Annotated in this window: 24 protein-coding genes and 1 riboswitch; of the genes, 10 read left to right on the top strand and 14 right to left on the bottom strand. The window is 72.5% G+C overall.

Translation table 11 applies throughout. The annotated features are described in order from the left end of the window. Positions 1-149 precede the first annotated feature (149 nt). Positions 150-1229 carry a histidinol-phosphate transaminase gene (gene hisC / locus ACIBEC_RS26535; protein WP_360498070.1) on the bottom strand — a complete coding sequence of 360 codons (1080 nt, stop codon included), beginning with the start codon at positions 1227-1229 and terminating at the stop codon, positions 150-152. 346 nt (positions 1230-1575) lie between these two features. Between hisC and ACIBEC_RS26540 the strand changes: the two genes are divergently transcribed. The 4 genes from ACIBEC_RS26540 to ACIBEC_RS26555 all read left to right on the top strand — a co-directional run bounded on the left by ACIBEC_RS26540 (position 1576) and on the right by ACIBEC_RS26555 (position 6624). Further along, on the top strand, positions 1576-2733 hold the full coding sequence (locus tag ACIBEC_RS26540; RefSeq protein ID WP_360498072.1) for a LacI family DNA-binding transcriptional regulator: 1158 nt from the start codon (positions 1576-1578) through the stop codon (positions 2731-2733). Between the two features lie 542 nt (positions 2734-3275). Further along, complete coding sequence (locus ACIBEC_RS26545; protein ID WP_396289028.1) at positions 3276-4412, top strand: metallophosphoesterase; 1137 nt, start codon at positions 3276-3278, stop codon at positions 4410-4412. Positions 4413-4640: 228 nt separating this feature from the next. Further along, positions 4641-5543: a hypothetical protein gene (locus tag ACIBEC_RS26550; RefSeq protein WP_360498075.1), complete on the top strand. Its 903-nt coding sequence runs from the start codon at positions 4641-4643 to the stop codon at positions 5541-5543. Between the two features lie 244 nt (positions 5544-5787). Continuing rightward, positions 5788-6624, top strand: coding sequence for a helix-turn-helix transcriptional regulator (locus ACIBEC_RS26555; protein ID WP_360498076.1), 837 nt, complete (start codon positions 5788-5790; stop codon positions 6622-6624). Between the two features lie 40 nt (positions 6625-6664). On the opposite strand, the gene ACIBEC_RS26560 is transcribed toward ACIBEC_RS26555, so the two are convergent. Continuing rightward, complete coding sequence (locus tag ACIBEC_RS26560; RefSeq protein ID WP_360498078.1) at positions 6665-7618, bottom strand: LysR family transcriptional regulator; 954 nt, start codon at positions 7616-7618, stop codon at positions 6665-6667. A 92-nt stretch (positions 7619-7710) separates the two neighbouring features. Here ACIBEC_RS26560 and ACIBEC_RS26565 point away from each other — a divergent pair, with 92 nt between their 5' ends. After that, positions 7711-8304, top strand: coding sequence for a dihydrofolate reductase family protein (locus tag ACIBEC_RS26565; protein ID WP_360498080.1), 594 nt, complete (start codon positions 7711-7713; stop codon positions 8302-8304). Positions 8305-8345: 41 nt separating this feature from the next. Then, positions 8346-8720: a VOC family protein gene (locus ACIBEC_RS26570; RefSeq protein WP_360498082.1), complete on the top strand. Its 375-nt coding sequence runs from the start codon at positions 8346-8348 to the stop codon at positions 8718-8720. Positions 8721-8938: 218 nt separating this feature from the next. On the opposite strand, the gene ACIBEC_RS26575 is transcribed toward ACIBEC_RS26570, so the two are convergent. Continuing rightward, positions 8939-9736: a hypothetical protein gene (locus ACIBEC_RS26575; RefSeq protein ID WP_360498084.1), complete on the bottom strand. Its 798-nt coding sequence runs from the start codon at positions 9734-9736 to the stop codon at positions 8939-8941. A 182-nt stretch (positions 9737-9918) separates the two neighbouring features. After that, positions 9919-10365 (bottom strand): DUF5994 family protein, encoded by a 447-nt coding sequence (locus ACIBEC_RS26580; protein ID WP_360498086.1) that lies wholly within the window; start codon positions 10363-10365, stop codon positions 9919-9921. 35 nt (positions 10366-10400) lie between these two features. On the opposite strand from ACIBEC_RS26580, the gene ACIBEC_RS26585 reads away from it, so the two are divergent. Further along, positions 10401-10565, top strand: coding sequence for a hypothetical protein (locus ACIBEC_RS26585; protein WP_360498088.1), 165 nt, complete (start codon positions 10401-10403; stop codon positions 10563-10565). A gap of 74 nt (positions 10566-10639) precedes the next feature. Here ACIBEC_RS26585 and thiC read toward each other — a convergent pair whose 3' ends face one another. The 4 genes from thiC to ACIBEC_RS26605 all read right to left on the bottom strand — a co-directional run bounded on the left by thiC (position 10640) and on the right by ACIBEC_RS26605 (position 14323). Next, on the bottom strand, positions 10640-12454 hold the full coding sequence (gene thiC / locus ACIBEC_RS26590) for a phosphomethylpyrimidine synthase ThiC (protein WP_360498090.1): 1815 nt from the start codon (positions 12452-12454) through the stop codon (positions 10640-10642). Then, positions 12449-12584, bottom strand: a riboswitch (TPP riboswitch). It overlaps the preceding gene by 6 nt. A 189-nt stretch (positions 12585-12773) precedes the next feature. Continuing rightward, on the bottom strand, positions 12774-12974 hold the full coding sequence (locus tag ACIBEC_RS26595; protein ID WP_360498092.1) for a DUF5326 family protein: 201 nt from the start codon (positions 12972-12974) through the stop codon (positions 12774-12776). Positions 12975-13239: 265 nt separating this feature from the next. Next, positions 13240-13908: a thiaminase II gene (gene tenA / locus ACIBEC_RS26600; RefSeq protein ID WP_360498094.1), complete on the bottom strand. Its 669-nt coding sequence runs from the start codon at positions 13906-13908 to the stop codon at positions 13240-13242. A 97-nt stretch (positions 13909-14005) separates the two neighbouring features. Continuing rightward, positions 14006-14323, bottom strand: a complete 318-nt coding sequence (locus ACIBEC_RS26605) for a cupin domain-containing protein (RefSeq protein WP_360498096.1) — start codon at positions 14321-14323, stop codon at positions 14006-14008. A gap of 108 nt (positions 14324-14431) precedes the next feature. On the opposite strand from ACIBEC_RS26605, the gene ACIBEC_RS26610 reads away from it, so the two are divergent. Further along, positions 14432-14812, top strand: coding sequence for a phage holin family protein (locus tag ACIBEC_RS26610; protein WP_360498098.1), 381 nt, complete (start codon positions 14432-14434; stop codon positions 14810-14812). A 111-nt stretch (positions 14813-14923) separates the two neighbouring features. On the opposite strand, the gene ACIBEC_RS26615 is transcribed toward ACIBEC_RS26610, so the two are convergent. Continuing rightward, a complete protein-coding gene (locus tag ACIBEC_RS26615) occupies positions 14924-15349 on the bottom strand; it encodes an SsgA family sporulation/cell division regulator (protein WP_360498100.1) in 426 nt (141 codons plus the stop codon). 175 nt (positions 15350-15524) lie between these two features. Here ACIBEC_RS26615 and ACIBEC_RS26620 point away from each other — a divergent pair, with 175 nt between their 5' ends. Next, entirely contained in the window at positions 15525-16067 is a 543-nt protein-coding gene (locus ACIBEC_RS26620) for an NUDIX domain-containing protein (RefSeq protein WP_360498102.1), read from the top strand. Positions 16068-16079: 12 nt separating this feature from the next. Here ACIBEC_RS26620 and ACIBEC_RS26625 read toward each other — a convergent pair whose 3' ends face one another. The 4 genes from ACIBEC_RS26625 to pdhA form a co-directional block, all read right to left on the bottom strand. Continuing rightward, positions 16080-17750: a globin domain-containing protein gene (locus ACIBEC_RS26625; RefSeq protein ID WP_360498104.1), complete on the bottom strand. Its 1671-nt coding sequence runs from the start codon at positions 17748-17750 to the stop codon at positions 16080-16082. Between the two features lie 233 nt (positions 17751-17983). Next, positions 17984-19309: a dihydrolipoamide acetyltransferase family protein gene (locus ACIBEC_RS26630; RefSeq protein WP_360498179.1), complete on the bottom strand. Its 1326-nt coding sequence runs from the start codon at positions 19307-19309 to the stop codon at positions 17984-17986. A gap of 5 nt (positions 19310-19314) precedes the next feature. Continuing rightward, positions 19315-20310 (bottom strand): alpha-ketoacid dehydrogenase subunit beta, encoded by a 996-nt coding sequence (locus ACIBEC_RS26635; RefSeq protein ID WP_360498106.1) that lies wholly within the window; start codon positions 20308-20310, stop codon positions 19315-19317. Continuing rightward, complete coding sequence (gene pdhA / locus ACIBEC_RS26640) at positions 20310-21449, bottom strand: pyruvate dehydrogenase (acetyl-transferring) E1 component subunit alpha (protein WP_360498108.1); 1140 nt, start codon at positions 21447-21449, stop codon at positions 20310-20312. The genes ACIBEC_RS26635 and pdhA overlap by 1 nt, the downstream gene beginning before the upstream one ends. Before the next feature lie 148 nt (positions 21450-21597). On the opposite strand from pdhA, the gene ACIBEC_RS26645 reads away from it, so the two are divergent. Next, positions 21598-22068, top strand: coding sequence for an Lrp/AsnC family transcriptional regulator (locus ACIBEC_RS26645; protein ID WP_360498110.1), 471 nt, complete (start codon positions 21598-21600; stop codon positions 22066-22068). A gap of 295 nt (positions 22069-22363) precedes the next feature. Here the strand turns inward: ACIBEC_RS26645 and ACIBEC_RS26650 are convergent, their stop codons facing one another. Continuing rightward, positions 22364-22948: a TetR/AcrR family transcriptional regulator gene (locus ACIBEC_RS26650; protein ID WP_360498112.1), complete on the bottom strand. Its 585-nt coding sequence runs from the start codon at positions 22946-22948 to the stop codon at positions 22364-22366. Positions 22949-23115 lie beyond the last annotated feature (167 nt).

Consider the following 23115-nt stretch of genomic DNA (forward strand, 5'->3'; position numbering starts at 1 on the left):
ACTCCCAGCGATCCACAGCCATCCGGGAGCGAGCCGGGAACGGGCCGCGAACAGGGCGGGAACTGACGGAGGCCGGCCCGGAACGCCGCAGGGGCCCGCCGACGACCGGCGCGCCCCTGCGACTGCGGTGAAGGCAGAGCGTCGGAACGTCAGAGCGACTTGCGGAACGCCTCCGCCACCGCCAAGAAGATCGAGTTGCCCTCGGCCTCCCCGATCGACACCCGCACGCCCTCCGGGAACGGCCGGACGATCACGCCCGCCTCGGTGCAGGCCGCGGCGAACTCCGCCGAGCGCTCGCCGAGCCACAGCCAGACGAAGTTGGCCTGCGAGTCCGGGATCTCCCAGCCCTGGGCGCGCAGCCCGGCCACCACCCGGTTGCGCTCCTCGACCAGCGCGTCGACCCGCTCCAGCAGCGCCTCCTCGGCGCGCAGGGAGGCGACGGCGGCGTTCTGGGCGAGCTGGTTCACACCGAACGGGACGGCGGTCTTGCGCAGCGCGGCCGCGACCGGCTCGTGCGCGATCGCGAAGCCGACCCGCATGCCAGCCAGGCCGTACGCCTTGGAGAAGGTGCGCAGCACGCAGACGTTGGGGCGGTCGCGGTAGAGGTCGATGCCGTTGGGCACCTCGGCGTCGCGGATGAACTCGATGTAGGCCTCGTCGACGACCACCAGGACGTCGGCGGGGACGGCGTCCAGGAAGCGCTCCAGCTCGGCGCGGTGGATCACGTTGCCGGTGGGGTTGTTGGGGTTGCAGACGAAGATCAGCCGGGTGTTCGGGGTGATCGCGGCGAGCATCGCGTCCAGGTCGTGGTCGCCGGTCGCGGTGATCGGCACCGGGACGGGCGTGGCGCCGGCGATCTGGGTGATGATCGGGTAGGCCTCGAAGGAGCGCCAGGCGAAGATCACCTCGTCGCCCGGGCCGGCCGTGGCGAGGATCAGCGACTGGGCGACGCCGACCGAGCCGGTGCCGGTGGCGATGTGCTCGGCGGGCACGCCGAAGCGCTCGGCGAGCACCTCGGTCAGCTCGCTGACCCCCATGTCGGGGTAGCGGTTGAGCGAGCCGGCCGCCTGGACCGCCGCCTCCAGCACGCCGGGCAGCGGGTCGTAGGGGTTCTCGTTCGAGGACAGCTTGTAGGCGTCGGCGCCGGCCGGCTTGCCGGGCTTGTAGGTGGGGATGCCGTCCAGGGTCGGCCGCAGCCGCGGGCCCTGCGCTGACGTACCACTGCTCACGGTCGTACTCCGTTTCCAGAAGTTGCAACACTGTCCGGTGCGCTCGCCCGCCACGGACGGGTTCGCCGCCGTGCCCGGGATCTCCTGACGCGCCCGGACCACCCCGGTCGGGTGCCTTGCACGATACCGACCGCCTCTCACCCGTAGGAGTGAGATGCCCGGTCGGGTTACAGGCGCAGATCAGCCATTCTGCCCGGTTCCTTTGGCACATGTCAGAGGTAAGAAGCCGGGTTTCGGGCGGGTATCGAAGGGGCGCACCCCGGCTCACTCTTGGAGAAACGTATCTCCGAAGGCTCCCGATGCGCCGGTCACAGCACCTTGTCAGGAGCCATACGATCGGTCCGCCATGACAGCAGCAGCCAACCAGAGCGGTCGGCGCCCCACCACCTCACGTCGCTTGGAGCGGGCCGGCATCCGGGACGTGGCGGCAGCCGCCGGAGTGTCGATCACCACCGTCTCCGACGCGCTGAACGGTAAGGGCCGCCTGCCCGACGAGACCCGCAGCCGGGTGCGCGAAGTCGCCGAGCGCCTCGGCTACCGCCCCTCGGCGGCCGCCCGCACCCTACGGACCGGACGCTCCGGCCTGATCGGGCTGACCGTCACGACCTACGGCGAAGAACCCTTCACCTTCACCGAGTTCGCGTACTTCGCCGAGATGGCCCGGGCCGCCACCAGCGCCGCCCTCGGCCGCGGCTACGCGCTGGTGGTCCTGCCCGCTTCCTCACGCCACGACGTCTGGGGCAACATCGCCCTGGACGGCACCGTGGTGATCGACCCGCCCGACCAGGACCCCCTGGTCAGCGAGCTGTACCGGTCCGGTGTCCCGGTGGTCAGCGACGGCAAACCGGGCAACTGCCCGGTCACCGCCTGGGTCGACAACGACCACGAGGCCGCCGTGCTCGGCATCCTCGACCACCTCTCCGAAGCCGGCGCCCGCCGGATCGGCCTGCTCACCGGCACCAGCACCGACACCTACACCCGGCTCTCCACCGAGGCCTACCTCGACTGGTGCGCCAAGGTCGGACAGGAACCGGTGTACGAGACCTACCCGGCGCACGACCCGGCAGCCGGCGCGGTCGCCGCCGACCGGCTGCTCGCCCGCCCCGACCGGCCGGACGCCGTCTACGGACTGTTCGACCCCAACGGGACCGACCTGCTCGCCGCCGCCCGCCGCTACGGCCTGCGGGTCCCGGACGACCTGCTGCTGGTCTGCTGCAGCGAGAGCGACGTCTACGCGACCACCGAGCCGCCGATCACCACCCTCTCGCTCAAACCGCGCAAGATCGGCACCACCGTCGTCAACCTGCTCATCGACGCCATCGAGGGCGTGGACTCCGGCACGGGCGTCGACATCGCCCGGCTCTTCCCGCCCCGGTTCCGCACCGCCGGCACCGGACCGCCGCCGGGCACCCTGATGCCGACCGAACTGATCGTCCGCGCGTCCTCCCAACGCCGGAGTCCGCGCACCACCGTCAGCCCGCCCCGACCCCCGGGCGAGGTCTAGACCGCCGACACGATCGACGTCGGCGGGGCGTCGATCGGGGTGTCCGTCGGGGCGTCGATCAGGGCCTCGGTCGGGGCGTCCACAAGACGCCGCCCCGGCACGCCGAACAGCCCCCGAACGGGTACCGACCGGAGCCGGGCGAGCACGAAGGAAGCCCGGCCAGAGCTGACGAGACCGTACCGAGCCAGGACAAAACGGACCCCCAGGGGCCGCCCGGCTGACGCTCCGGAGGATTGGATGCCCACCAGGTGACGACGGCGGGAGAGTGGTCTTCCTATGATGGGCGAATGACACCCGAGGACCGCTTCCCCGGGCCCGAGTACCCCCACTCGGGCCCCCGCCACCAGCCGGACCTCGACGTGCTGCCGTACGGCACCTATTACGAACCCGACCCCGCCCAGGGCTACCCGAGCACCCCGTACGACGCCGAGACCTGCAGCGGCTACGGCGGCGCCCGCTACCTCGAACAGCACTGGACCACCGACGGCCAGGGCCACACCGTGCACGCCCAGGGCAACGCGGTGGACGCCCAGGGCAACGCGGTGGACCAGTCCGCGGCGTTCTCGCACCAGGACCACGCGGGCTACGACGACCGGCCCGGATACGAGGAACGAACCGGATACGAGGAGCGCCCGGCCTACGACGGCCAGGAGCACGCGGCGTACGAAGGCCAGGAACACGCCGCGTACGACGGCCAGGACAACAGCGGCTACGACGACCGCGCAGGCTACGAGCCGACCCTCCCCGACCAGCCCTCCCCGGCCCTCCAGCTCGCCGGCCGCGACGACCCGCCGACCATCGAACTCGGCCCGCCGCTGCCCGACCCCGCCGCCCCGACCTACCCGTACCCGGCCCCCGGCCCCGGCGAGCCCCCCGGCCCGGTGTACGTCGTCGGCGACGTGCACGGCTACCTCGAGGAGCTGCGTGCCGAGCTGCACCACCAGGGCCTGATCGACGCCGACGGCCACTGGTCGGCCGGCCGCGCCCGGATCTGGTTCCTCGGCGACTTCACCGACCGCGGCCCCGACGGCATCGGCGTCATCGACCTGGTCATGCAGCTCGCCGCCGAGGCCGCCGCGGCCGGCGGCTACTGCCGCGCCCTGATGGGCAATCACGAACTGCTCTTCCTCGGCGCCGCCAAGTACGGCGACGAGCCGGTCCAGTCCACCGCCGGCACCGCCTCCTTCCTGGCCGCCTGGCGGCTCAACGGCGGCCAGCAGAACGACCTGGAGCGCCTGGAGGCGCACCACATCAGCTGGCTGTCCCGGCTCCCCGCCGTCGCGCTGGAGGACGACCACCTGCTGCTGCACTCCGACACCACCGCGTACCTGGAGTACGGCGAGTCCATCCCCGACGTCAACGACGCCGTGCACAGCCTGCTCGCCGACGGCAGCGTCGACGAGTGGTGGGACTGCTTCCGCCGCTTCACCAAGCGCTTCGCCTTCCGCGGCGACGCCGGGCCCACGGCCGTCCACGAACTGCTGGACACCTACGGCGGCACCCGGATCGTGCACGGGCACAGCCCCATCCCGTACCTCACCGGCGCGGTGCACGCGGACGACGGCCAGCCCCCGCACATCCCCGGACCGTACGTGTACGCGGACGACCTCGCGGTGGCGATGGACGGCGGCGTCACCATGGAGGGGCGCCTGCTGGTCGCCCGACTGCCCATCAACTGACAGCCGTCATCGAACAGTTGTTCCCAGCGCTCGGGCCGTCGCACGCGCGCGGCCCGGGGCGCGAAATTCCGGAAACCGACTGTCAGCCCGGGCACACCCGCCCCTACCATGAGGCACACCACACCCGGCCGCCCGTCCGGCGGCCCGCCTCCGCGCCCGTTTCGGCGTCCTGAGGGCGCCCGCGCCCCCGGGGCGGAGCGAACCGGAGTCCGCACGAACGGGGTCCCCATGTCCAACCCCCCGCCGCTGCTCGCCGAGGACCGCCCGGAGTACGAGCGCCTCCTCGCCGAAGCCCTGCGCGACCGCACCGTCCTCACCGCCCTGCGCGCGCCCGGCGCGCACACCACCGACCAGCTGCGCATCCGCGCGCTGCGCGACGCCGACGGCATCAACGCCGCAGCCGCCACCGAATACGCGCACTACACCCGGCTGCGCGACAGCCTGCGCGCCACACCCCCACCCCCACCCGGCACCGAACCCACCGCCCCCGGCCTGCTCACCCAACTGCGCTCCGCGAACGGCGGCGCCGGACTCTTCCCCGTCCTCACCGTGCTCACCCCGATCCTCGCCTGGGCCGCCGCCCTCTTCCTGCTGCTGGTCGGCTACCTGCTGCGCGCCGCCGAGCCGGACCTCGCCCTCGCCCGGTCCCTCGTCACCGCCGGCTGGGTCGCCCTCGCCGCCGGGGTCGCCGCGATGGCCATCGGCATCGTCGGACTCCTCCTCACCGCCATACGCGACGGCACCGCCGCCCCGGCCGGCACCGACCCGGAACTCGCCGCCGAACTCGCCGACGCCCGCACCGAATGGCGCACCGCCCTGCGCGAGCGCGGCCTCCTGCCCTACCTGCACGCCGCACTCCCGCCGGTACCCGGGCGCGAACCCGCCTCCGAACCCGCCTCCGAACCCGCCTCCGAACCCGCTCCTGATCCCGGCACCGCCGAAGGACCCGACTTCAGCAGCCCCGACTTCAGCAGCCCGGGCTACACCTCCCCCGCCTTCACCAGCCCCGGCCCCGACGGCCTCACCGACCCCGAGGGCCGCACGTCCCGCCCCGCCGCGTTCACCACCCCCGACTTCACCGGCCCCGGCTACACCCCGCCCGCCTTCACCGGCCCCGACGACGTCACCTGAGCCGTCGGCCGCCGAACTCCCCCTGCCGAATCCGAATCCGAGTTCGAGCTCAACCCACGGGGACTCCCCCGCACGTCGTCACTCCGCCAGGCTGGACGCACAAGAGAACACCGGCGTGGGGGGACAGCGATGAGCACCGGACGGACCCGACCACCGCACACCGGACCGACGGCTCTGCAGGCCGCGCTCAGGCTGGTCCCAGCAGGGCCAGGCTCCGCGCCGCCACCCGACCTACGCTCGTCATATGGGCACACCACTGGGGGACTTCATCCGCGCCAAACGCGACAGCATCCAGCCGGAGACACTGGGCCTGCCCGACCACGGCCGCCGCCGCTCACCCGGGCTGCGCCGCTCCGACCTCGCCGTCCGCGCCGGCATCAGCGTCGAGTACCTGACGAGGCTGGAACAGGGCCGCGACCGCAACCCCTCCACCGCCGTCGTCAACGCGCTGGCCGACGCCCTCAGCCTCGACCCCGCCGAACGCAACCACCTGCGCTACCTCACGAAGATCACCGGCGGCGCGTGCGCCGGACGCACCCGGCCCGCCCCGGCGCCCCGCGAGATCCGCTCCACCGTCCGCGAAACCCTGCGGCTGCTCGAACCCGGCATCGCCGCCGTCACCAACCGGCTCGGCGACGTCCTCGCCCACACCAGCGGCTACGCGGCCGTCCTCGGCGCGGCCGGCCTGCTCGACAACCCGGCCCCCAACCTCACCCGCTACGTCTTCACCGACCCGCGCGCCCACGACCTCTTCGCCGACTGGCACGACATCGCCGACGAGCAGGCCTTCGACCTCTGGCTCGGCCCCTCCGCCGAGGCCTCCGAATGGCTCAGCACCGAACTCGCCCCCGTCGCCGGCCCCGAGTTCACCCGCCGTCTCGGCAACCACCTCGTCCCCCGCCGCGGCCCGCTCCGCCTCCACCACCCCGCCGGCCCCGAACTCCGCCTCCACCGCGAGACCCTGGACCTGCCCGCCGACTCCCAGCAGCTCCTGGTCCTCCTCCCCGCCGACGACGAGACCGCCGCCCACCTCGACCGCCTCCTCACCCCGGCCCCGCCCCGCCTGCGCGCCATCTCGTGAGGACCGGGATCTCGTGAGGACCGGCGCACCCCCACCTCCGTCACCCGGCCCCCGCCACCCCGGCGGCGTCCGCCGCCGCCCGCACGAACGCCAGCACCCGCGCCGTCGTGTTCCCCTCCCGCCACACCGGGCCGCGCTCGATCGGGGGCGCGTCGTGGATCGGCACATAGGCGACGTCCGGGCGGGGGTAGTAGCGGCGCGAGTGCTCGCCGACCGGCAGCACGCCGCGGCCCATGGCGACCAGGCTGAGCATCTCGGAGAACGTGCCGCCGGACGGGCCCTTGGGCACCGGGCGGCCGGCCGGGGTGTGGCCGGGGGTGCGGTCCCGCTTGAAGCCCACCGAGGTGACCGCCGGGTACTGCACCACGGGGTGGTCGGCGAGCACCTCGATCGACACCGACCGTTCCCCGGCCAGCGGATGCCCGGCGGCCACCGCGAGGACCCGCTGCTCGGTCAACAGGACCGGGCCGCGGGCCATGCCGTCGAACGGGTAGGAGGCGATCAGCACGTCCACCGAGCCGTCCACCAAGCTCGCCCGGGAGTTGGAGAGCTGGACCTCGCAGACGTCGACCCGGCAGTCGGGGTGCCGCTCGCCGAACAGCGCGGCCGCCTTGAGCAGCAGCGGCGCCGTCCACTCGCCGAGGAACGCCACCCGCAGCCGCCCGGTGACCCCCCGGCTGGCGTCCTCCGCCCGACGCAGGGCCGCCGCCGTCGCCTCCACCACCGGGACCAGGTCATCGACCAACTGCCGCCCCACGGCGGTGAGTCGGACCGACCGGCTGGTGCGCTCGAACAGCGGGCCGCCGATCCGGCGCTCCAGCTTCTTCACCACCTGACTGACCCGCCCGGTGGTCAGGTGCAGGCGCTCGGCGGTCCGGCCGAAGTGCAGCTCCTCGGCGAGCGCGAGGAGGACCTCGATCTCCAACCGCTCCAGCATCCCGCGCCACCCCTCGATCGTTGAATTCAGCTCAACGATCGTACGTTCATCGGACATTGATGGAAGGTCTGGCCCGGAGGATCGTAGAGCCCGTCACCAGCCGCGCCGAACCGCCCGCGGCAGTACCACCGCCGAACCCGAAGGCCCCCATGACCAGCGCCGCCACCGGCACCGCCCCCAGCACCCCCGCCGACACCGCCGCCGCCACCGGCCGTCGGATCACCGCAGGCCTCTTCATGTCCCTCGACGGCGTCGTCGAGGCCCCCGAGACCTGGCACTTCCCCTATCTCAACGAGGAGATGGGCGCCGTCGTCGGCGGCCTCGCCGCCGCGGCCGACACCCTGCTGCTCGGCCGCCGCACCTACGAGGCCTTCGCCGCCACCTGGCCGCTCCAGAGCGGCGACATGGCGGACGCCCTCAACGCGATCCCCAAGCTGGTCGCCTCCACCACGCTCGACAAGGCCGAGTGGAACAACTCCACCGTCCTCGGCGGCGACCTCGTCGCCGAACTGACCGAGCTCAAGCGGCAGCCGGGCCGTAACATCAGCCTCTCCGGCAGCATCATGCTCACCCGCACCCTGCTGCGCGCCGGGCTGATCGACGACCTCCACCTGCTCGTCCACCCGATCGTCCTGGGCCCCGGCATCCGCCTGTTCACCGAGCAGGACCGGATCCCCCTGCGACTCGCCCACTCGGTCACCTTCAGCACCGGCGTGGTCCACCTGCACTACCAGCAGGCCTGACCCCCACCCTCCCCTCCCCCACCCACCGAAGGAACCCACCCATGCGCGTCGTCGCCTTCGACCACCTCGTCCTCAACGTCTCGGACGTCGAACGCTCCCTGGCCTTCTACTCGGGCCTCCTGGGCCTGGAGCCCGTCCGCGTCGACGAATGGCGCGCCGGGAAGGCGCCCTTCCCGTCCGTCCGGGTCACCGCCGAGACCATCATCGACCTGACCAGCCGCCCCCGGAACGAGTCCAACGTCGACCACATCTGCCTCACCGTCGAGCCCCTCGACTGGCAGGAGGTCATCGACTCCGGCACCTTCACCGTCCTCGAGGGCCCGGTCTCCCGCTACGGCGCCCGCGGCACGGCCACCTCCGTCTACGTCCAGGACCCCGACGGCAACACCGTCGAACTCCGCTGGTACCCCCGCTGACGGGTGCCGCCCCGACCTCACAGGGGAGGGCCGGGGCGGCACTTCAACCCGCCACGAGCCGAACAGCCGTCAGTGGAAACAGCTGAACGGTCGGGAAGTGGGTGCGGTAGCGCGTGGCGGCATCCCGGGCGAGCAGGCGGCAGCCCCGGACAGCGGCATGCGCGCCCATGGAGACGCTTCACGTCGGTCGAACCTCGGTCGAACGTCAGTCGGCTGCCTCAGGCCACGCTCCCGTCACTGCGCATGACGGCCAGTCCCGTGTACGTGAAGACGCAGCCGAGACCCACCCCCCAGTCGTCGCCGTCGTCGTCGTAGCGGAGGGAGCGGTCCGCGAAGGCGGTTCGGAGGTCGTCGAGCGGTATCACCGTGAAAGCATCGCTCTCCACGGGGAAGTGGCGGACCTCGATCCAGCCCTCACGCACGTACGGGAACAGGGGAACGAGCTGGCGATCGACCCACTCGGAGAGCTCCACGCCGGTCAGCTCGGTCGGCAGATCTTCCCAGATGCCGAACGGCCCGGTGAGCATCCCGCTGGACTCGGCGGCGCAGACCAGCACCTTCTGTTGCTCGCGGGTGAGCTCGTCCCAGTCGGGCAGCCCGTCACCGGTCGCGGCCGGAAGCTCGCTCATGTCCCACGACTCGCGCGCGGACTCGGTGGCGTGCAGGTCGAACGTCGCTGCGGTCTTCGGACTCCAGAGCCAGTTGGCCGGTTCGGCCAGGACGTCCTGCAGTTGCGAGCCGGTCACGACCGGATCGGTCGGGGCAGCGCCGAGACCCTGCCGTATCCGGACGGTGAGCAGGCCGCGCTCGACGAGGTCCAGGGCAACCGCGGCCAACTGCGGTACCAGCGCGCGCTGTTCGTCCCGGGTGTAGCTGCGCGGCGGCGGAGCGCCCTGTTCCCCGGCCCACCGGAGATCAATTCCGTACTGCTGGACCGTTCCGGCCAGGGCGGACTGCCACAGACCGCGGCGCATCAGCGTCTGCTCGGCCGGGCTCAAGGCGTTCCAAGGCTGCATGGCATGGATCATCCCAGGCACGGCCCCATGTCACCGAGCAGATTTCTGCGCAGCCGAAGCGCTGCTCCAGGAAGTCCTCCCGGAGCAGCGCCCGGGTCGGTGCGTCGTCAGTCCGCCGGCGGGAGGCAGATCCGGTTGCCCTGGGCCTTGAACCAGCGCAGGGGAAGCCACCGGCAGCCGGCTCAACGCAGGAGTTCGGCCGCCGGGGTGTGGTTTCCGGTTGCCGAGGCACCTGCCATCGCCGAGGAAGCGCTCTTCGGATCGGTGCGGGGCGGTACCACCAGGAGGAGGAAGTGGTCCTGGAAGCCCCGGGTGACACTGATCGTCGCGTCACTGCCGGCGAACCAGTTGATCTTGACCAGGAGGCCGTTCACCATGAGGGACCGGGGCACCTCGCCCCAGGCCAAGGTGTCGAGGCCGACCCGAACGATCGGCCCGAGGTGGGCGCCGAGCGCGGTGATCAGGTCCGGCAGCTCGGCCAGGATGTGGTTCGAGCGGGGCCACCACGCGCCGTCGAAGATCCCCTCCCGAGTCATCGTCGGCTCCAGCACCAGGCGTGGCAGGAGCGGAACACCGGGCACGGACCACGGCCCGGAGGAGGAAGGCGTGGGAAGGGGGACCGGCATCATGTGAGGCCGCCCGTCTGGTCCACGAGGGACCAATCATGACCCAGGGCGACACCAGCGCGAATGCCGATATTCGGAATGTCCTCGGTTGTCTCCCACGGTACTCCGCAGCGGTCTCCCAGGTCACGGTCGCCGACGCCGTGGACCCCTGCGACGACCGGACAGCCGACGACAACCGCCTGCTCGCCGCCGGGCCCGCCTGAACGTCGCGCCGCCGGGGCGCCGCCCCGGGAGACCTGTCGGCCTCCCGGAGCACGCCGTCAACCAGGCATCAGCGTCAGTCGGCCAGCGGGAGGTAGACCCGGTTGCCCTGGGCCTTGAACTCCTCGGACATGGCCTGCATGCCGGCTTCGGCTTCGGCGTCGTAGCCGGATGCCACGGCCGTCGCGCCGTCGCCGTGTTCGTCGCGGATCTTCTGGGAGATCTTCATCGAGCAGAACTTCGGGCCGCACATGGAGCAGAAGTGGGCCGTCTTGGCGGGTTCGGCTGGGAGGGTCTCGTCGTGGAAGGCGCGGGCGGTCTCCGGGTCGAGGGCCAGGTTGAACTGGTCCTCCCAGCGGAATTCGAAGCGGGCGTCGGAGAGGGCGTCGTCCCATTCCTGGGCGCCGGGGTGGCCCTTGGCCAGGTCGGCGGCGTGGGCGGCGATCTTGTAGGTGATCACGCCGGTCTTGACGTCGTCCCGGTTGGGCAGGCCCAGGTGCTCCTTGGGCGTGACGTAGCAGAGCATGGCGGTGCCCCACCAGGCGATCATCGCGGCGCCGATGCCGGAGGTGATGTGGTCGTAGCCGGGGGCGACGTCGGTGGTGAGCGGGCCGAGGGTGTAGAACGGCGCCTCGTCGCAGATCTCCTTCTGGAGATCCATGTTCTCCTTGATCTTGTGCATCGGGACGTGGCCCGGGCCCTCGATCATGACCTGGACGTCGCGCTCGCGGGCGATCCGGCCGAGCTCGCCGAGGGTCTGCAGCTCGGCGAACTGCGCCTCGTCGTTGGCGTCGGCGATCGAGCCGGGGCGCAGGCCGTCACCGAGCGAGAAGGTGACGTCGTAGGTGGCCAGGATGTCGCAGAGTTCCTCGAAGTTGGTGTAGAGGAAGTTCTCCTGGTGGTGCGCCAGGCACCAGGCGGCCATGATCGAGCCGCCGCGGGAGACGATGCCGGTCTTGCGGCGGGCGGTGAGGGGGACGTAGCGCAGCAGCACGCCGGCGTGGACGGTCATGTAGTCGACGCCCTGCTCGCACTGCTCGATGATGGTGTCCCGGTAGACCTCCCAGCTCAGCTCCTCGGCCTTGCCGTCCACCTTCTCCAGGGCCTGGTAGAGCGGCACGGTGCCGATCGGCACAGGGGAGTTGCGCAGGATCCACTCGCGGGTGGTGTGGATGTTGCGGCCGGTGGAGAGGTCCATGACGGTGTCGGCACCCCAGCGGGTGGCCCAGGTCATCTTCTCCACCTCCTCCTCGATCGAGGAGGTGACGGCGGAGTTGCCGATGTTGGCGTTGATCTTCACCAGGAAGTTGGTGCCGATGATGGCCGGCTCCACCTCCGGGTGGTTCACGTTGACCGGGATGACGGCCCGGCCGCGGGCCACCTCGGCCCGCACGAACTCGGGCGCCAGGCCCTCGCGCAGTGCCACGTATTCCATCTCGGGGGTCACCACGCCCCGCTTGGCGTAGGCGAGTTGGGTGACGGCGGCACCGCCGCGGCCACGCAGCGGGCGGCGCGGGCGGCCGGGGAAGACGGCGTCCAGGTTGCGCAGGTTTCCGCCGCGCGGCGCGGTGTGCTTGATCCCGTCGTCCTCGGGGCGCGCCTCGCGGCCGTCGTACTCCTCGACGTCGCCGCGCTGGCGGATCCAGGCGTCGCGCAGCGCGGGCAGGCCGCGCCGGACGTCGGGCTCGTACGACGCGTCGGTGTACGGGCCGGAGGTGTCGTACAGCGGGACGGCCTTGCCGTTGGTGAGCCGCACCTCGCGGTAGGGGACCCGCAGGTCGGGGCGGGATCCCTCGCGGTAGGCCTTGCGCCAGGCCGGGGTCGGGTAGCCGGTGCGCTCACTGCTGGGGGTGCTCTGGGCAGGCTGCGGCTGTGCTTCGAACGTGGTCATCTGACCTCTACTCCCTACGCCGGCATTACCCGGTCCAGGTTCCTGCGGTCGACGCAGCCGTCGGTCCGTCCGTCGACGGTCCGGTCAGCGTCCTCTCAGCCCGGTGCTCCGAGCTCCCGCGTCGCAGGCGGTGTTGCCTGCACATGACGCCCAACACCGTAGCGAGCCGATTGCCGCAGGTCCAGAGGGGGTCCACGGGTGACGCCACGGGCGGAGCGACGGGCAGGCTCACCGGCGGATCCCCTCGGCTCGGGGAACGCCCGAGGCCCGGCTCCCCGTGACGGGGACCGGGCCTCAGGGCGGCGGTGGAGGAGCGGGGTCAGCTCTTGGCGGCCTTCTTCACCAGGATCACCACGGCGGCCGCGATGCCGACCACCACCAGCAGCTTGATCGCGATGCTCAGCAGCGCCCCGACGACGCCGAAGACGAAGGCGACGACGTTCCAGGCCAGCACCAGGACCAGCACCGGGATGACGATGTTGCGCACCCACGAGGGCAGCGACTTCCAGAGCTCAGCCATGTCCGTTCCTCTTCTCCCCTCGGGTCGGCCGCCGTCCGGTGCCGCATCCCGCTTGCTTTCGATACTTCGATCGTACGGGGGTCCGAGTGCCGGAACGAGGCCCAACGGCCCGGAGAGAACCCCGAGATCACCCCGACCCCGACCCCCGGGGAGACCCTCCGCCGACCTCCGGGGAGATCCCCTAGACGGCCCCCGAGAAGGACCGCGCCGCACCGCCCGGGAACCGCGCGGGGCAGACGCCGGTCCGCCGCCGGTCCACCGCCGGTCAGACCGGCCAGCGCTCGCCGCGCCAGGCGGCGTCCCAGAACATCCACTCGTAGCGCGAGGTGGTCACGAAGTGCTCGACCACCTTGCGGCGTTCGACCGGGGAGAGCTCCTCGCCGAGCCGGTCGGTGAGCGCCAGCACCCGGCGGACCACCGACTGGAACGCCTCGTCGCCGTAGGTGGCGATCCACTTGGCGTAGAGCGGGTCGGGGGAGCCCTGGGCGAGCAGCGCCTCGCCGACCCGGGCATAGATCCAGTAGCAGGGCAGTACCGCGCCGACGGCCTCGGCGAAGGAGCCGCCGTAGACGGTGGCCAGCAGGTAGCTGGTGTAGGCCCGGGTGGTGGGCAGCACCGGTTCGGCGGCGGCCTGCGCGGCGGTGCCGCCGAAGGCGGTCAGGAACTCGGCGTGCATGCCCTGCTCGGCGGCCAGCGCGCCGACCGCGTCGTCGGCGAAGGCCCGGACGTCCTCCTCACCGGGCGCCTTGGCGGCGCAGACGGCGAGGGCGCGGGCGTAGTCGCGCAGGTAGTGCGAGTCCTGGACGACGAAGTGGCGGAAGGCCTCGCGCGGCAGGGTGCCGTCGGTGAGGCCGGCGAGGAAGGGGTGGGCCAGGATCTCGGCGTAGACCGGCTCGATGGCCGCCCAGAGTTCTTCGGTGAGGCTGCGGGTCATACGAACGACCCTAGACGGCCGGGCCGGGGCCCAGGCCCAGACGTTCAGGCCCGGCGTGCAGGCCCCGACGTTCGGTCCCGGCGTTCGGCCCCGGCGTTCAGGCCTCGGGCGGCGAGAACACGACCAGGACCCGCAGTTCCTCGGTGATGTGGTGGAACCGGTGCGGGGTGCCGGCCGGGACGTACGCCACGGTGCCGCGCGCGACGGTCGCGGTCTCGGTGCCGACGGTCAGCTCGGCCCGGCCGCTGATCACCTGGTAGATCTCGTCCTGGTCGTGCGCGGTCTGCGGGTCGGTGTCGCCGGGGGAGAGCGCGTACAGCCCGGCGGACATCCGTGGTTCGCGCAGGAACCGCAGGTACGCGCCGTCGTTGGCCGCCCGTTCGGCGTCCAGTTCGTCCAGCCGGAACAGCTTCACCGGCGCCGTCCTTCCTCGTTCGTCCACCTCCGGAACCAGGGGCATTCAACACCAACCCGCCGTGGGGTGGTTCCCCCGGGAGGGTGGTGCCTGCCAGGCTTGGGCGGCATGAAGGGTTTCGTCATCAAGACACTGATCAACGCGGCGGCCATCTGGGTCGCCGCCTGGATCGTCAGCGGCATCCAACTCGCCCAGGGCAAGGCCGACTGGCAGCACAAGGCACTCACGGTGCTCGGCGTCGCCGTCGTTTTCGGCGTCGTCAACTGGCTGATCAAGCCGGTGGTCAAGCTGTTCTCGTTCCCGCTGTTCATCCTCACGCTGGGCCTGATCACCTTCGTGATCAACGCTCTGATGCTGATGCTGACCTCGTGGGCGTCAGGGCGGCTGGAGCTGGACTTCCATGTGACCAACTTCGGGGCCGCACTGATCGGTTCGCTGATCATCAGCCTGGTGGCCTGGGGCCTGCACCTGGCCCTGGACGACGACTGACCGCCGCCGTGCGCGTACGCGCGAGGGGCCCGCACCCGGTGGACCGACCGGGTACGGGCCCCTCCGTCGTTCCGGCGACCGCAGCCTCGGCCGCTCACGCCCCCCGGCCGCTCACCCCGCGTTCTCGCGCCCTCTGAGGATCTCCGCGAGCTCGGCGTCGAGCTCCCGTCCGGTGAGCTCCTGCCCCATCGGCACCAGCCGGTCGGTGCGCGCCAGGAAGGCGGTCAGCGGCGCCGACGGGGTCCGCAGCACCGCCTCGCCGTGGGGGGAGCTCAGCACGATGCGGACCTCCGAGAACTCCCCGCCGACCGGGTGGACGTGCACGTCGCCCTCGCCCGCCGGGCCGCCGATCCCGTCGAGCAGCAGCTCCCGCGCGAAGAACCAGGTGACCGGCGCGTCACCGGGCAGGTGGAAGGCGAACCGGACCGCGTACGGATCGTCGGCCCGGTACGTCACCTCCGCCGGGATGCGGACGGAGAGCTCGTGCGAGACCACGAGGTTCATCACCAGGTGACCCTGGACTGTGCTGTGCTGCATGGCGCCAGTACCTCTCGTTCTGCCCGGACGGCCGGTACGCCGGGTCCGATGGCGGCCGGACACGGTTCGACGGTTTTACGACGGTTTCGCGACGGCGTTTCGACCCATTCCCCGGGTTTCGACGCATTCCCGGCGCGGGAGACTTCCGCACAACGCTCCTGCCCCGGAGGTGGCCATGGACCCCGAGAACCGCACCCCGCCACCGCGCCCGGTCGTGAAGCGCACCGCGCGGGCGATCCTGCTGGAGCTGGACCCGGACGATCCGTACGGCCCGGCCTCGATCGTGCTGATCCGGCGGGTCCGGCCGGGCGCGCCGCACCCGTACTGGATCACCCCCGGCGGCGGGGTCGAGCGCGACGACCGGACGGTGGTCGAGGCGCTGCACCGCGAGGTGGACGAGGAACTCGGCGGCAAGATCGTGGACGTGGTGCCCGCCTTCGTCGACACCATCAGCCACACCCACCACGACGACGGCACGCTCCTGCACCCGCACGGGGTCAAGGTGCAGCACTTCTTCGTCTGCCGGCTCGCCTCGATGGACCTCAGCCGGCGGCACGGGCCGGAGGTGACGGAGCCGAACGGCGAGTACGAGGTGGTCCGGCTGCCGTTCACCCGCGAGGGGGTCACCTCGGTCAACGTCGTCCCACCCCGGCTGCGGTCGTACCTGGCGGCCAACATCGAGGGCATCCGCGCGCTCCTCGCACCCGATCTCGGGTGATCACCCGGGTCCTCAGCCCGCCGCCAGGTCGCCGACCAGGTCGTGCCGGATCCGCTCGGCCGGCACGCCCGACCGCAGCAGCACCCCGACACCCCGGCGCACCATCGCGGGCGGGCCGCTGAGCAGCGCGTCCCGGCCCGTCCACGGGCCGAACCGGCTCACCACCTCGGGCAGTTCACCGGTCAGCGCGCCCTCGGCCGGGCCGGTTCCGGACAACACCGGGCGCACCGTCAGCCAGGGGTGGGCCCGGGCCAGCTCGCGCAGCCCGTCCAGCTCGTACAGCTCGGCGGCGCGGCGGGCGCCGTAGAACACCTCGACCCGGCGGCCGGGCGCGCCGCGCTCGGCGACCTCCTCGACCAGTGCGCGGATCGGCGCGATGCCGGTGCCGCCGCCGAGGCAGAGCAGGTCCGCGCCGGCGGTGTGGTCGACGGTCATCGAGCCGGCCGCCGGTCCCAGCCGCAGGACGTCCCCGGGCGCGGCCCGGTGGACCAGCGCGTTGCTCACCCAGCCCGCCTGGACGGCCTTGACGTGGAAGGTCAGCAGCCCGTCCGGGCGGGGGGCGGAGGCGAAGGAGTAGTGCCGCCAGACCCGGGGCCACCAGGGCGTCTCCAGGCTGGTGTACTGCCCGGCGCGGAACGGGTACGCCTGGTCCGGGCGGACGGTGATCACCGCGACGTCCCGGGTGCGGCGCTCGTGCCGGACCACCTCGCCCTGCCACCAAGGCGGCGAGGTGCGGGCGTCCTCCTCGGCGGCCTCGATCATGATCGAGGAGATCAGCCGGTAGGCGCGGCGCCAGGCCAGCTCGGTGTCGGCGTCCCAGCGGCCGGCCGCGTACCGGGCCAGAGCCTGCACCAGGCACTCCCCCACCGGGGCGTAGTGGCCGGTCAGCGTGCCGTACCGGCGGTGGCCACGGCCGAGCCCGCCCAGCCTGGCGCGCAGGGCCGCCGGGTCCTCGGCGCCGCGCGCGGCGGCCAGCAGGGCACGGAACAACCGGTCGCGCTGGACGTCCATGGCGGCGGGGAAGAGCGAGCGGACCTCGGGGTGGTGCAGGAAGAGCAGCGCATAGAAGTGGGCGGTGGCCCGGTCGGCGACCGGCTCGACGGCGGCGAGGCTGGCCCTGATCAGCTCGATGTCCCGGGCGGTGAGCGGCAGTTCGACGGCGGGGACTTCCACGGCGGGGACGGAGTACTCAAGGGTAGGGACCGCGGGCGGGCGGGGCTCGGCGGACACCGGCACCGCCCCCCAGGCGTCGCTCCAACTGTCGCCCGGGCCAGACCAGTTGAGCCCGGGCGCATCGGCGAACAGCGGACGGAAGGCGGGCGAGGTCCCGATGGTCGAGACCGCCTCCGGGTAGGTCGGCGCCGGGACGGCCGACGGTTCGAACGGCACGGCCGAATGCTGGAACGGGACGGCCTGCGGTTCGAACGGGACGGCCGGCGGCACGGAGGGCATGGCCGGGATCGCCGGGTTCACCGGGCAGACGGGCTCCAGGTTTCCCACCGGTTCCGCCGCCGGCGGCAGGTCCGGCGGGTCCAGCGGCATCGGCGGCCGTACGGTCCCCTCCGTCGACGGCGCCTCCGTCACCATCACTCCCTCGGGCGGGAGCTCCGGCAGGCCCGGGACGGAGGCGACCCCCGCCGAGCCGTGCCCGGTGCGGACCAGAAGTGTTCTGCGGGACTTCACCGCTACGTTTCGAGTACCCAAGAGAATCGTTTCGCCTCCGGCCGGCCTGCGCCACCACCTGGCTTGTCTCTGCTGACGCCTAGGCAGCGTGGCACGCCCGAACTGCTCATCCGACAAATCACGCGAAGCCCGGACACCCGGTCCGGGAACGCGCTACTCTCACTCGATCGCGGTTGCCCTGGGTGGCCCCCCGTCCACCCTGGGCAACCGCCATCTGCTCGCGGCTGGCGCCCTCAGAGCTGCCGCAGCAGCATCCCCGGCTGCTCCACGCAGTCCGCGACGAACCGCAGGAAGCCGCCCGCCGTTCCGCCGTCGCAGACCCGGTGATCGAAGGTGAACGACAGCTGCGTCACCTCGCGCACCGCCAACTCCCCGTTGTGGACCCAGGGCTTGGCGACGATCCGGCCGACCCCGAGCATCGCCGCCTCGGGGTGGTTGAGGATCGGGGTGGAGCCGTCCACGCCGAACACCCCGTAGTTGTTCAACGTGAAGGTACCGCCGGTCAGTTCGGCCAGCGTGGCCGAGCCACTGCGCGCCGCCTCGGTCAACCGCCCCAGCTCCTCGCCGAGTTGCTCGGTGCTGCGGGCCTGCGCGTCCCGCACCACCGGGACGACCAGGCCGCGCTCGCCCTGCGCGGCAAAGCCCAGGTGCACCGCCGAGTGTCGGATGATCCCCGAACCGTCCTCGGTCACCGAGGAGTTGAGTTCGGGGAAGCGCGCCAGCGCGACCGTGCAGATCCGCGCCAGCAGCGCCAGCACGCTCACCTTCGGTCCCGGCGTCGCGTTCAACTGCCGCCGGAGTGCCATCAGTTCGGTGGCATCGGCGTCCACCCAGCAGGTCGCGGCCGGGATCTCCCGGTGGCTGCGGCTGAGCTTCTCGGCCACCGCCTTGCGCAGCCCGCGCAGGGGGACGACACCCTCCTGGACGGCCGCCGGGAGCACCGCAGCGGGAGCCGCCGGCGCGGCCACCTTGGCGGCGACCGCCCGTTCGACGTCCGCCCGCATGATCAGCCCGTCCGGCCCGCTCCCGGTGAGCGCGGCCAGGTCGACCCCCTGCTCCCGGGCCAGCCGCCGCACCAGCGGCGAGATCACCGGCACCACGACCGGACCGGCGGAGACCGCCGCGACCACGACCGGAGCAGCCGGAGCAGCCGGAGCGGCTACCGCCGAACCCACGCCGACCCGGCGCCGCCGACCGCCCTTCCCGGTCTCCGCGACGCCGTACCCGACCAGCGGCCGCTCGACCTCGGCGGAAAGCCCGGCTGAGGACCCGGCAGGCGACTCGACAGCAGGCACCTCCGAGTCCCCGCCCGCCGACGCCACCGCGACCGTCACCAGCGGCGCGCCCACGGCGATCTCCTCGCCCTCCTCGCCGTACCGCGCGGTGACCACCCCGCCGTACGGGCAGGGCACCTCCACCACGGCCTTGGCGGTCTCCACCTCCACCACCGGCTGGTCGACCGCGATGACCTCGCCGACCTCGACCATCCAGCGCACCACCTCGGCCCCGGTGAGTCCCTCACCGAGGTCGGGCAACCGGAACTCCCGCACGACGGGCATCATGCTCAGTCCTCCCACTGCAGCCGGGCGACCGCGTCCAGGATCCGGTCCACCCCGGGCAGGTGGTGGTGCTCCAGCATCGGCGGCGGGTACGGGATGTCGAAGCCGGTGACCCGCAGCACGGGCGCGGCCAGGTGGTGGAAGCAGCGCTCGGTGACCCGCGCGGCGATCTCCGCGCCGGTGCCGCCGAAGCCGCTCGCCTCGTGCACCACCACGGCCCGGCCGATCGAGCGCACCACCCGGCAGACCGTCTCGTCGTCGAACGGCACCAGGGTGCGCAGGTCGAGCACCGCGAGGTCCCAGCCCTCGGCCTTCGCCGTCTCAGCCGCCTCCAGGCAGACCGGCAGCGAGGGGCCGTAGGTGATCAGCACGGCGGACGTCCCGGTGCGCCGCAGCACTGCTCGGCCGACCGGTTCGACCGGCGCCGCCGGGTCGAACTCGGTCTTGCCCCAGTAGAGCCGCTTGGGCTCCAGGAAGATCACCGGGTCGTCGGAGGCGATCGAGGCGCGCAGCAGCCCGTACGCGTCGGCCACCGTCGCGGGCGTGACCACGTGCAGGCCGGGGGTGCTGGTGTAGTACGCCTCGGAGGCGTCGCTGTGGTGCTCGACCCCGCCGATGCCGCCGCCGTACGGGACGCGGACGGTGATCGGCAGCGGGAGCCGGCCCGCCGTGCGGTTGCGCATCTTGGCGACGTGCGAGAACAGCTGCTCCAGCGCCGGGTAGGCGAAGGCGTCGAACTGCATCTCCACCACCGGGCGCAGCCCGTACATCGCCATGCCGATCGCGGTGCCGAGGATGCCGGCCTCGGCCAGCGGGGTGTCCAGGCAGCGGTCCGGGCCGAACTCGGCGGTCAGACCGTCGGTGATCCGGAAGACGCCGCCGAGCGCGCCGACGTCCTCGCCGAGGACGTGCACCGCCGGGTCCTCGCGCATGGCGTCCCGCAGCGCGGAGTTGAGCGCCTGCGCCATGGAGGCGGTACGGGAAGAGACGGCTGTGGACATCAGTGCTGCACCTCGGCCTCGGCGGCCAGCTCGGCGGACAACTGGGCGGCCTGCTCCCGCAGCTGCGGGGTCGGCTCGGCGTAGACGTGGGCGAACAGCGACATCGGGTCGAGTTCCGGGTCCGCGTGGAACTCGGCCCGCATCCGGGCCGCCAGGGCCTCCGCCTCGTCCGCCGCGTCCTGCACCAGCCGGTCGTCCAGTGCGCCGAGTTCGCGCAGCGCGCGCTCCATCAGCAGGATCGGGTCGTGCTCCCGCCAGGCGGCGACCTCGGGCTCGGTGCGGTAGCGGGTGGCGTCGTCGGCGTTGGTGTGCGCCTCGATCCGGTAGGTCAGCGCCTCGACCAGGGTCGGGCCGCCGCCGGTGCGGGCCCGCTCGACGGCCTCGGCCAGCACGGAGTGCACGGCGGGGGCGTCGTTGCCGTCCACCAGCCGGCCCGGCATGCCGTAGCCGACGGCCTTGTGGGCCAGGCTGGGCGCGGCGGACTGCGCGCTGAGCGGGACGGAGATCGCGTAGCCGTTGTTCTGCACCAGGAAGACCACCGGCGCGTTGAGCACGGCCGCGAAGTTCAGCGCCTCGTGGAAGTCGCCCTCGCTGGTGCCGCCGTCGCCGAGCATCGCCAGCGCGACGGCCGGCTCGCCACTCAGCCGGGCGGCGTGCGCCAGCCCGACGGCGTGCGGGGCCTGGGTGGCGAGTGGGGTGCAGAGCGGGGCGGTGCGGGTGGCGCGCGGGTCGTAGCCGGTGTGGGCGTTGCCGCGCAGCAGGGTCAGCGCCTCCAGCGGGTCGACGCCCCGGGAGACCACGGCGAGGGTGTCGCGGTAGCTGGGGAACAGCCAGTCGCGCTCGCCGAGCACCAGCGCGGCGGCGACCTGGCAGGCCTCCTGGCCGGTGGACGCCGGGTAGACGGCGAGACGGCCCTGCTTGGTCAGGGTGGTCGCCTGCTGGTTGTAGCGGCGGCCGACGACCAGGCGTCGGTAGAGCTCGCGCAGCAGCGCCGGCTCGTACTTCTCCAGCGCGGGGGTGCCGAGCACCCGGACGGGGGAGAGGTCCGGGAGTAGGGGGGCCGGGTCGGTGCGCGGGGCGGTGGCCCCGGGCGACCAGCCGGGCACGCCTGTGTGGTGTCTGTGGTCGAGAACGGTCATCTCGGGGCACCTCCAGGGGTTGCGGGGCTCCCTACCGATTGTTCGGTCGTCTGTTCATCTTGACCAGAAGCGTGACAAGGTGGTGGACATTCGGCCTGAGCAGCGGTCGACTGGTGGCAGTACGTCCAAACGGTGAGGGTGGGGGGTCATGTCGGCTGAACAGATGTCCAGACTCGACCGGGTCGACCGGTCGATCCTGCGGCTACTGCAGCAGGACGGTCGCGCCTCGATCCGCTCGGTGGCCGAGCGGGTGCATGTGTCCCGGGCCAATGCGTACGCCCGGATCTCCAGGATGGTCGAGGACGGCATCATTCGCGGCTTCACGGCCAGGGTGGACCACGAACGGGCCGGCCAGGCGGCGTCCGCGTACCTCACCCTGAAGATCGTCCAGAACTCCTGGCGCACGGTCCGCGAGCAGCTGCTGGAGCTGCCCGGGGTGGCGCACATCGCGCTGGTCGGCGGGGACTTCGACGTCCTGCTGCTGGTGCACACCGCCGACAACCGGGCCCTGCGGGAGCTCGTGCTCAACCGCATCCAGTCCATCCCCCAGGTGCTCGGCACCCGCACCATGCTGGTCTTCGAGGAGACCGACCAGGTCCCCCCGGATCCGGCGCTCTGATTTTCTGGGCCCACTCGCCTCCGGGGCGCTCAGTTGCTCGCCCGCTCGCCTCCGGGGCGCTCAGTTACTCGCCCGCTCGCCTCCGGGGCGCTCAGTTGCTCGCCCGCTCGCCTCCGGGGCGCCCAGTTACTCGCCCGCTCGCCTCCGGGGCGCTCTGACCCGGTGCCGACGGTCGGCGCTCCAAGGCCCTCGTTCCTCGGTCCTCCTCGCTTCTCCCTTTCGGCACCGGCGCGCCCCTTCGGCTCGGGGCGGGGGGTGGGTCCTGGGTATGGGGGGCCGAGGTCGGGGGGCAGGGCTACCGCGCCCGCAGCCCGTCGAAGGCCAGGTGCACCACCGCGTCCGCGACCCCGTCGGCGGACTTCAGCCCCGGCCGGTACCACTCCACGATCGAGTTGATCATCCCGAACAGCAGCCGGGTGGCCAGCCGCGGCTCCACGTCCGCGCGCAGCGAGCCGTCCGCGACCGCCGCCCGCAGCAGCTCCGCGACCTGGTGGTCGAAGTCCCGCCGCCGCTCCAGCGCCCACAGCTCGGTGGCCGTGTTGCCGCGCACCCGCAGCAGCAGCGTCACGTACGGCAGCTCCGCCAGCAGCACCTCGGCGGTGCGCCGCACCACGTGCTCCAGCCGCTCCACCGCCGGGCCCTCGACCGCCGCCGGCTCGGCGAGGATCGCGAACAGCCCGTCCAGCGCCCGCCCGACGGCCAGCCGCAGCAGCTCCTCCTTGCCGCGGACGTGGTGGTAGATGGAGGACTTGGAGATCCCGGCCGCCCGGGACAGGTCCTCCATCGAGGTGCCGTCGTAACCGCGCTCGTTGAAGACGTCGACGGTCACCGCGAGCAGTGACTCCACGGTGTAGGCGGTGCGCGTGGTGTGATCGGCCATCCTCCGAGTATCCCCGGCCGCCCCACGCGGTACGCGATCGGGTCGTCCCGCTCCGCACCCGCCCTGGCCGAAGGCTCGGGGAGCATCGCCACGCAGGCGGGGGTTCGAAGGCAGGCCCTAGACTCTGCGGACGATCCGTCCACGTCCAGCAGGCTGGGGTCCACGGC

Source organism: Kitasatospora sp. NPDC051164 (assembly GCF_044455625.1).
GTDB lineage: Bacteria > Actinomycetota > Actinomycetes > Streptomycetales > Streptomycetaceae > Kitasatospora.

Bases quoted from the DNA above. Each gene is read 5' to 3' on its own strand.
- ACIBEC_RS26580 (WP_360498086.1), bottom strand. From the start codon at position 10,365: ATGATGCCGGTCCCCCTTCCCACGCCTTCCTCCTCCGGGCCGTGGTCC.
- ACIBEC_RS26630 (WP_360498179.1), bottom strand. From the start codon at position 19,309: ATGCCCGTCGTGCGGGAGTTCCGGTTGCCCGACCTCGGTGAGGGACTC.
- ACIBEC_RS26615 (WP_360498100.1), bottom strand. From the start codon at position 15,349: ATGCAGCACAGCACAGTCCAGGGTCACCTGGTGATGAACCTCGTGGTC.
- ACIBEC_RS26555 (WP_360498076.1), top strand. From the start codon at position 5,788: ATGGGCACACCACTGGGGGACTTCATCCGCGCCAAACGCGACAGCATC.
- ACIBEC_RS26560 (WP_360498078.1), bottom strand. From the start codon at position 7,618: ATGTCCGATGAACGTACGATCGTTGAGCTGAATTCAACGATCGAGGGG.
- ACIBEC_RS26650 (WP_360498112.1), bottom strand. From the start codon at position 22,948: ATGGCCGATCACACCACGCGCACCGCCTACACCGTGGAGTCACTGCTC.
- ACIBEC_RS26575 (WP_360498084.1), bottom strand. From the start codon at position 9,736: ATGCAGCCTTGGAACGCCTTGAGCCCGGCCGAGCAGACGCTGATGCGC.
- ACIBEC_RS26540 (WP_360498072.1), top strand. From the start codon at position 1,576: ATGACAGCAGCAGCCAACCAGAGCGGTCGGCGCCCCACCACCTCACGT.
- tenA (WP_360498094.1), bottom strand. From the start codon at position 13,908: ATGACCCGCAGCCTCACCGAAGAACTCTGGGCGGCCATCGAGCCGGTC.
- ACIBEC_RS26595 (WP_360498092.1), bottom strand. From the start codon at position 12,974: ATGGCTGAGCTCTGGAAGTCGCTGCCCTCGTGGGTGCGCAACATCGTC.
- ACIBEC_RS26620 (WP_360498102.1), top strand. From the start codon at position 15,525: ATGGACCCCGAGAACCGCACCCCGCCACCGCGCCCGGTCGTGAAGCGC.
- ACIBEC_RS26585 (WP_360498088.1), top strand. From the start codon at position 10,401: ATGACCCAGGGCGACACCAGCGCGAATGCCGATATTCGGAATGTCCTC.
- thiC (WP_360498090.1), bottom strand. From the start codon at position 12,454: ATGACCACGTTCGAAGCACAGCCGCAGCCTGCCCAGAGCACCCCCAGC.
- ACIBEC_RS26645 (WP_360498110.1), top strand. From the start codon at position 21,598: ATGTCGGCTGAACAGATGTCCAGACTCGACCGGGTCGACCGGTCGATC.
- ACIBEC_RS26550 (WP_360498075.1), top strand. From the start codon at position 4,641: ATGTCCAACCCCCCGCCGCTGCTCGCCGAGGACCGCCCGGAGTACGAG.
- pdhA (WP_360498108.1), bottom strand. From the start codon at position 21,449: ATGACCGTTCTCGACCACAGACACCACACAGGCGTGCCCGGCTGGTCG.
- ACIBEC_RS26565 (WP_360498080.1), top strand. From the start codon at position 7,711: ATGACCAGCGCCGCCACCGGCACCGCCCCCAGCACCCCCGCCGACACC.
- ACIBEC_RS26635 (WP_360498106.1), bottom strand. From the start codon at position 20,310: ATGTCCACAGCCGTCTCTTCCCGTACCGCCTCCATGGCGCAGGCGCTC.
- ACIBEC_RS26570 (WP_360498082.1), top strand. From the start codon at position 8,346: ATGCGCGTCGTCGCCTTCGACCACCTCGTCCTCAACGTCTCGGACGTC.
- ACIBEC_RS26610 (WP_360498098.1), top strand. From the start codon at position 14,432: ATGAAGGGTTTCGTCATCAAGACACTGATCAACGCGGCGGCCATCTGG.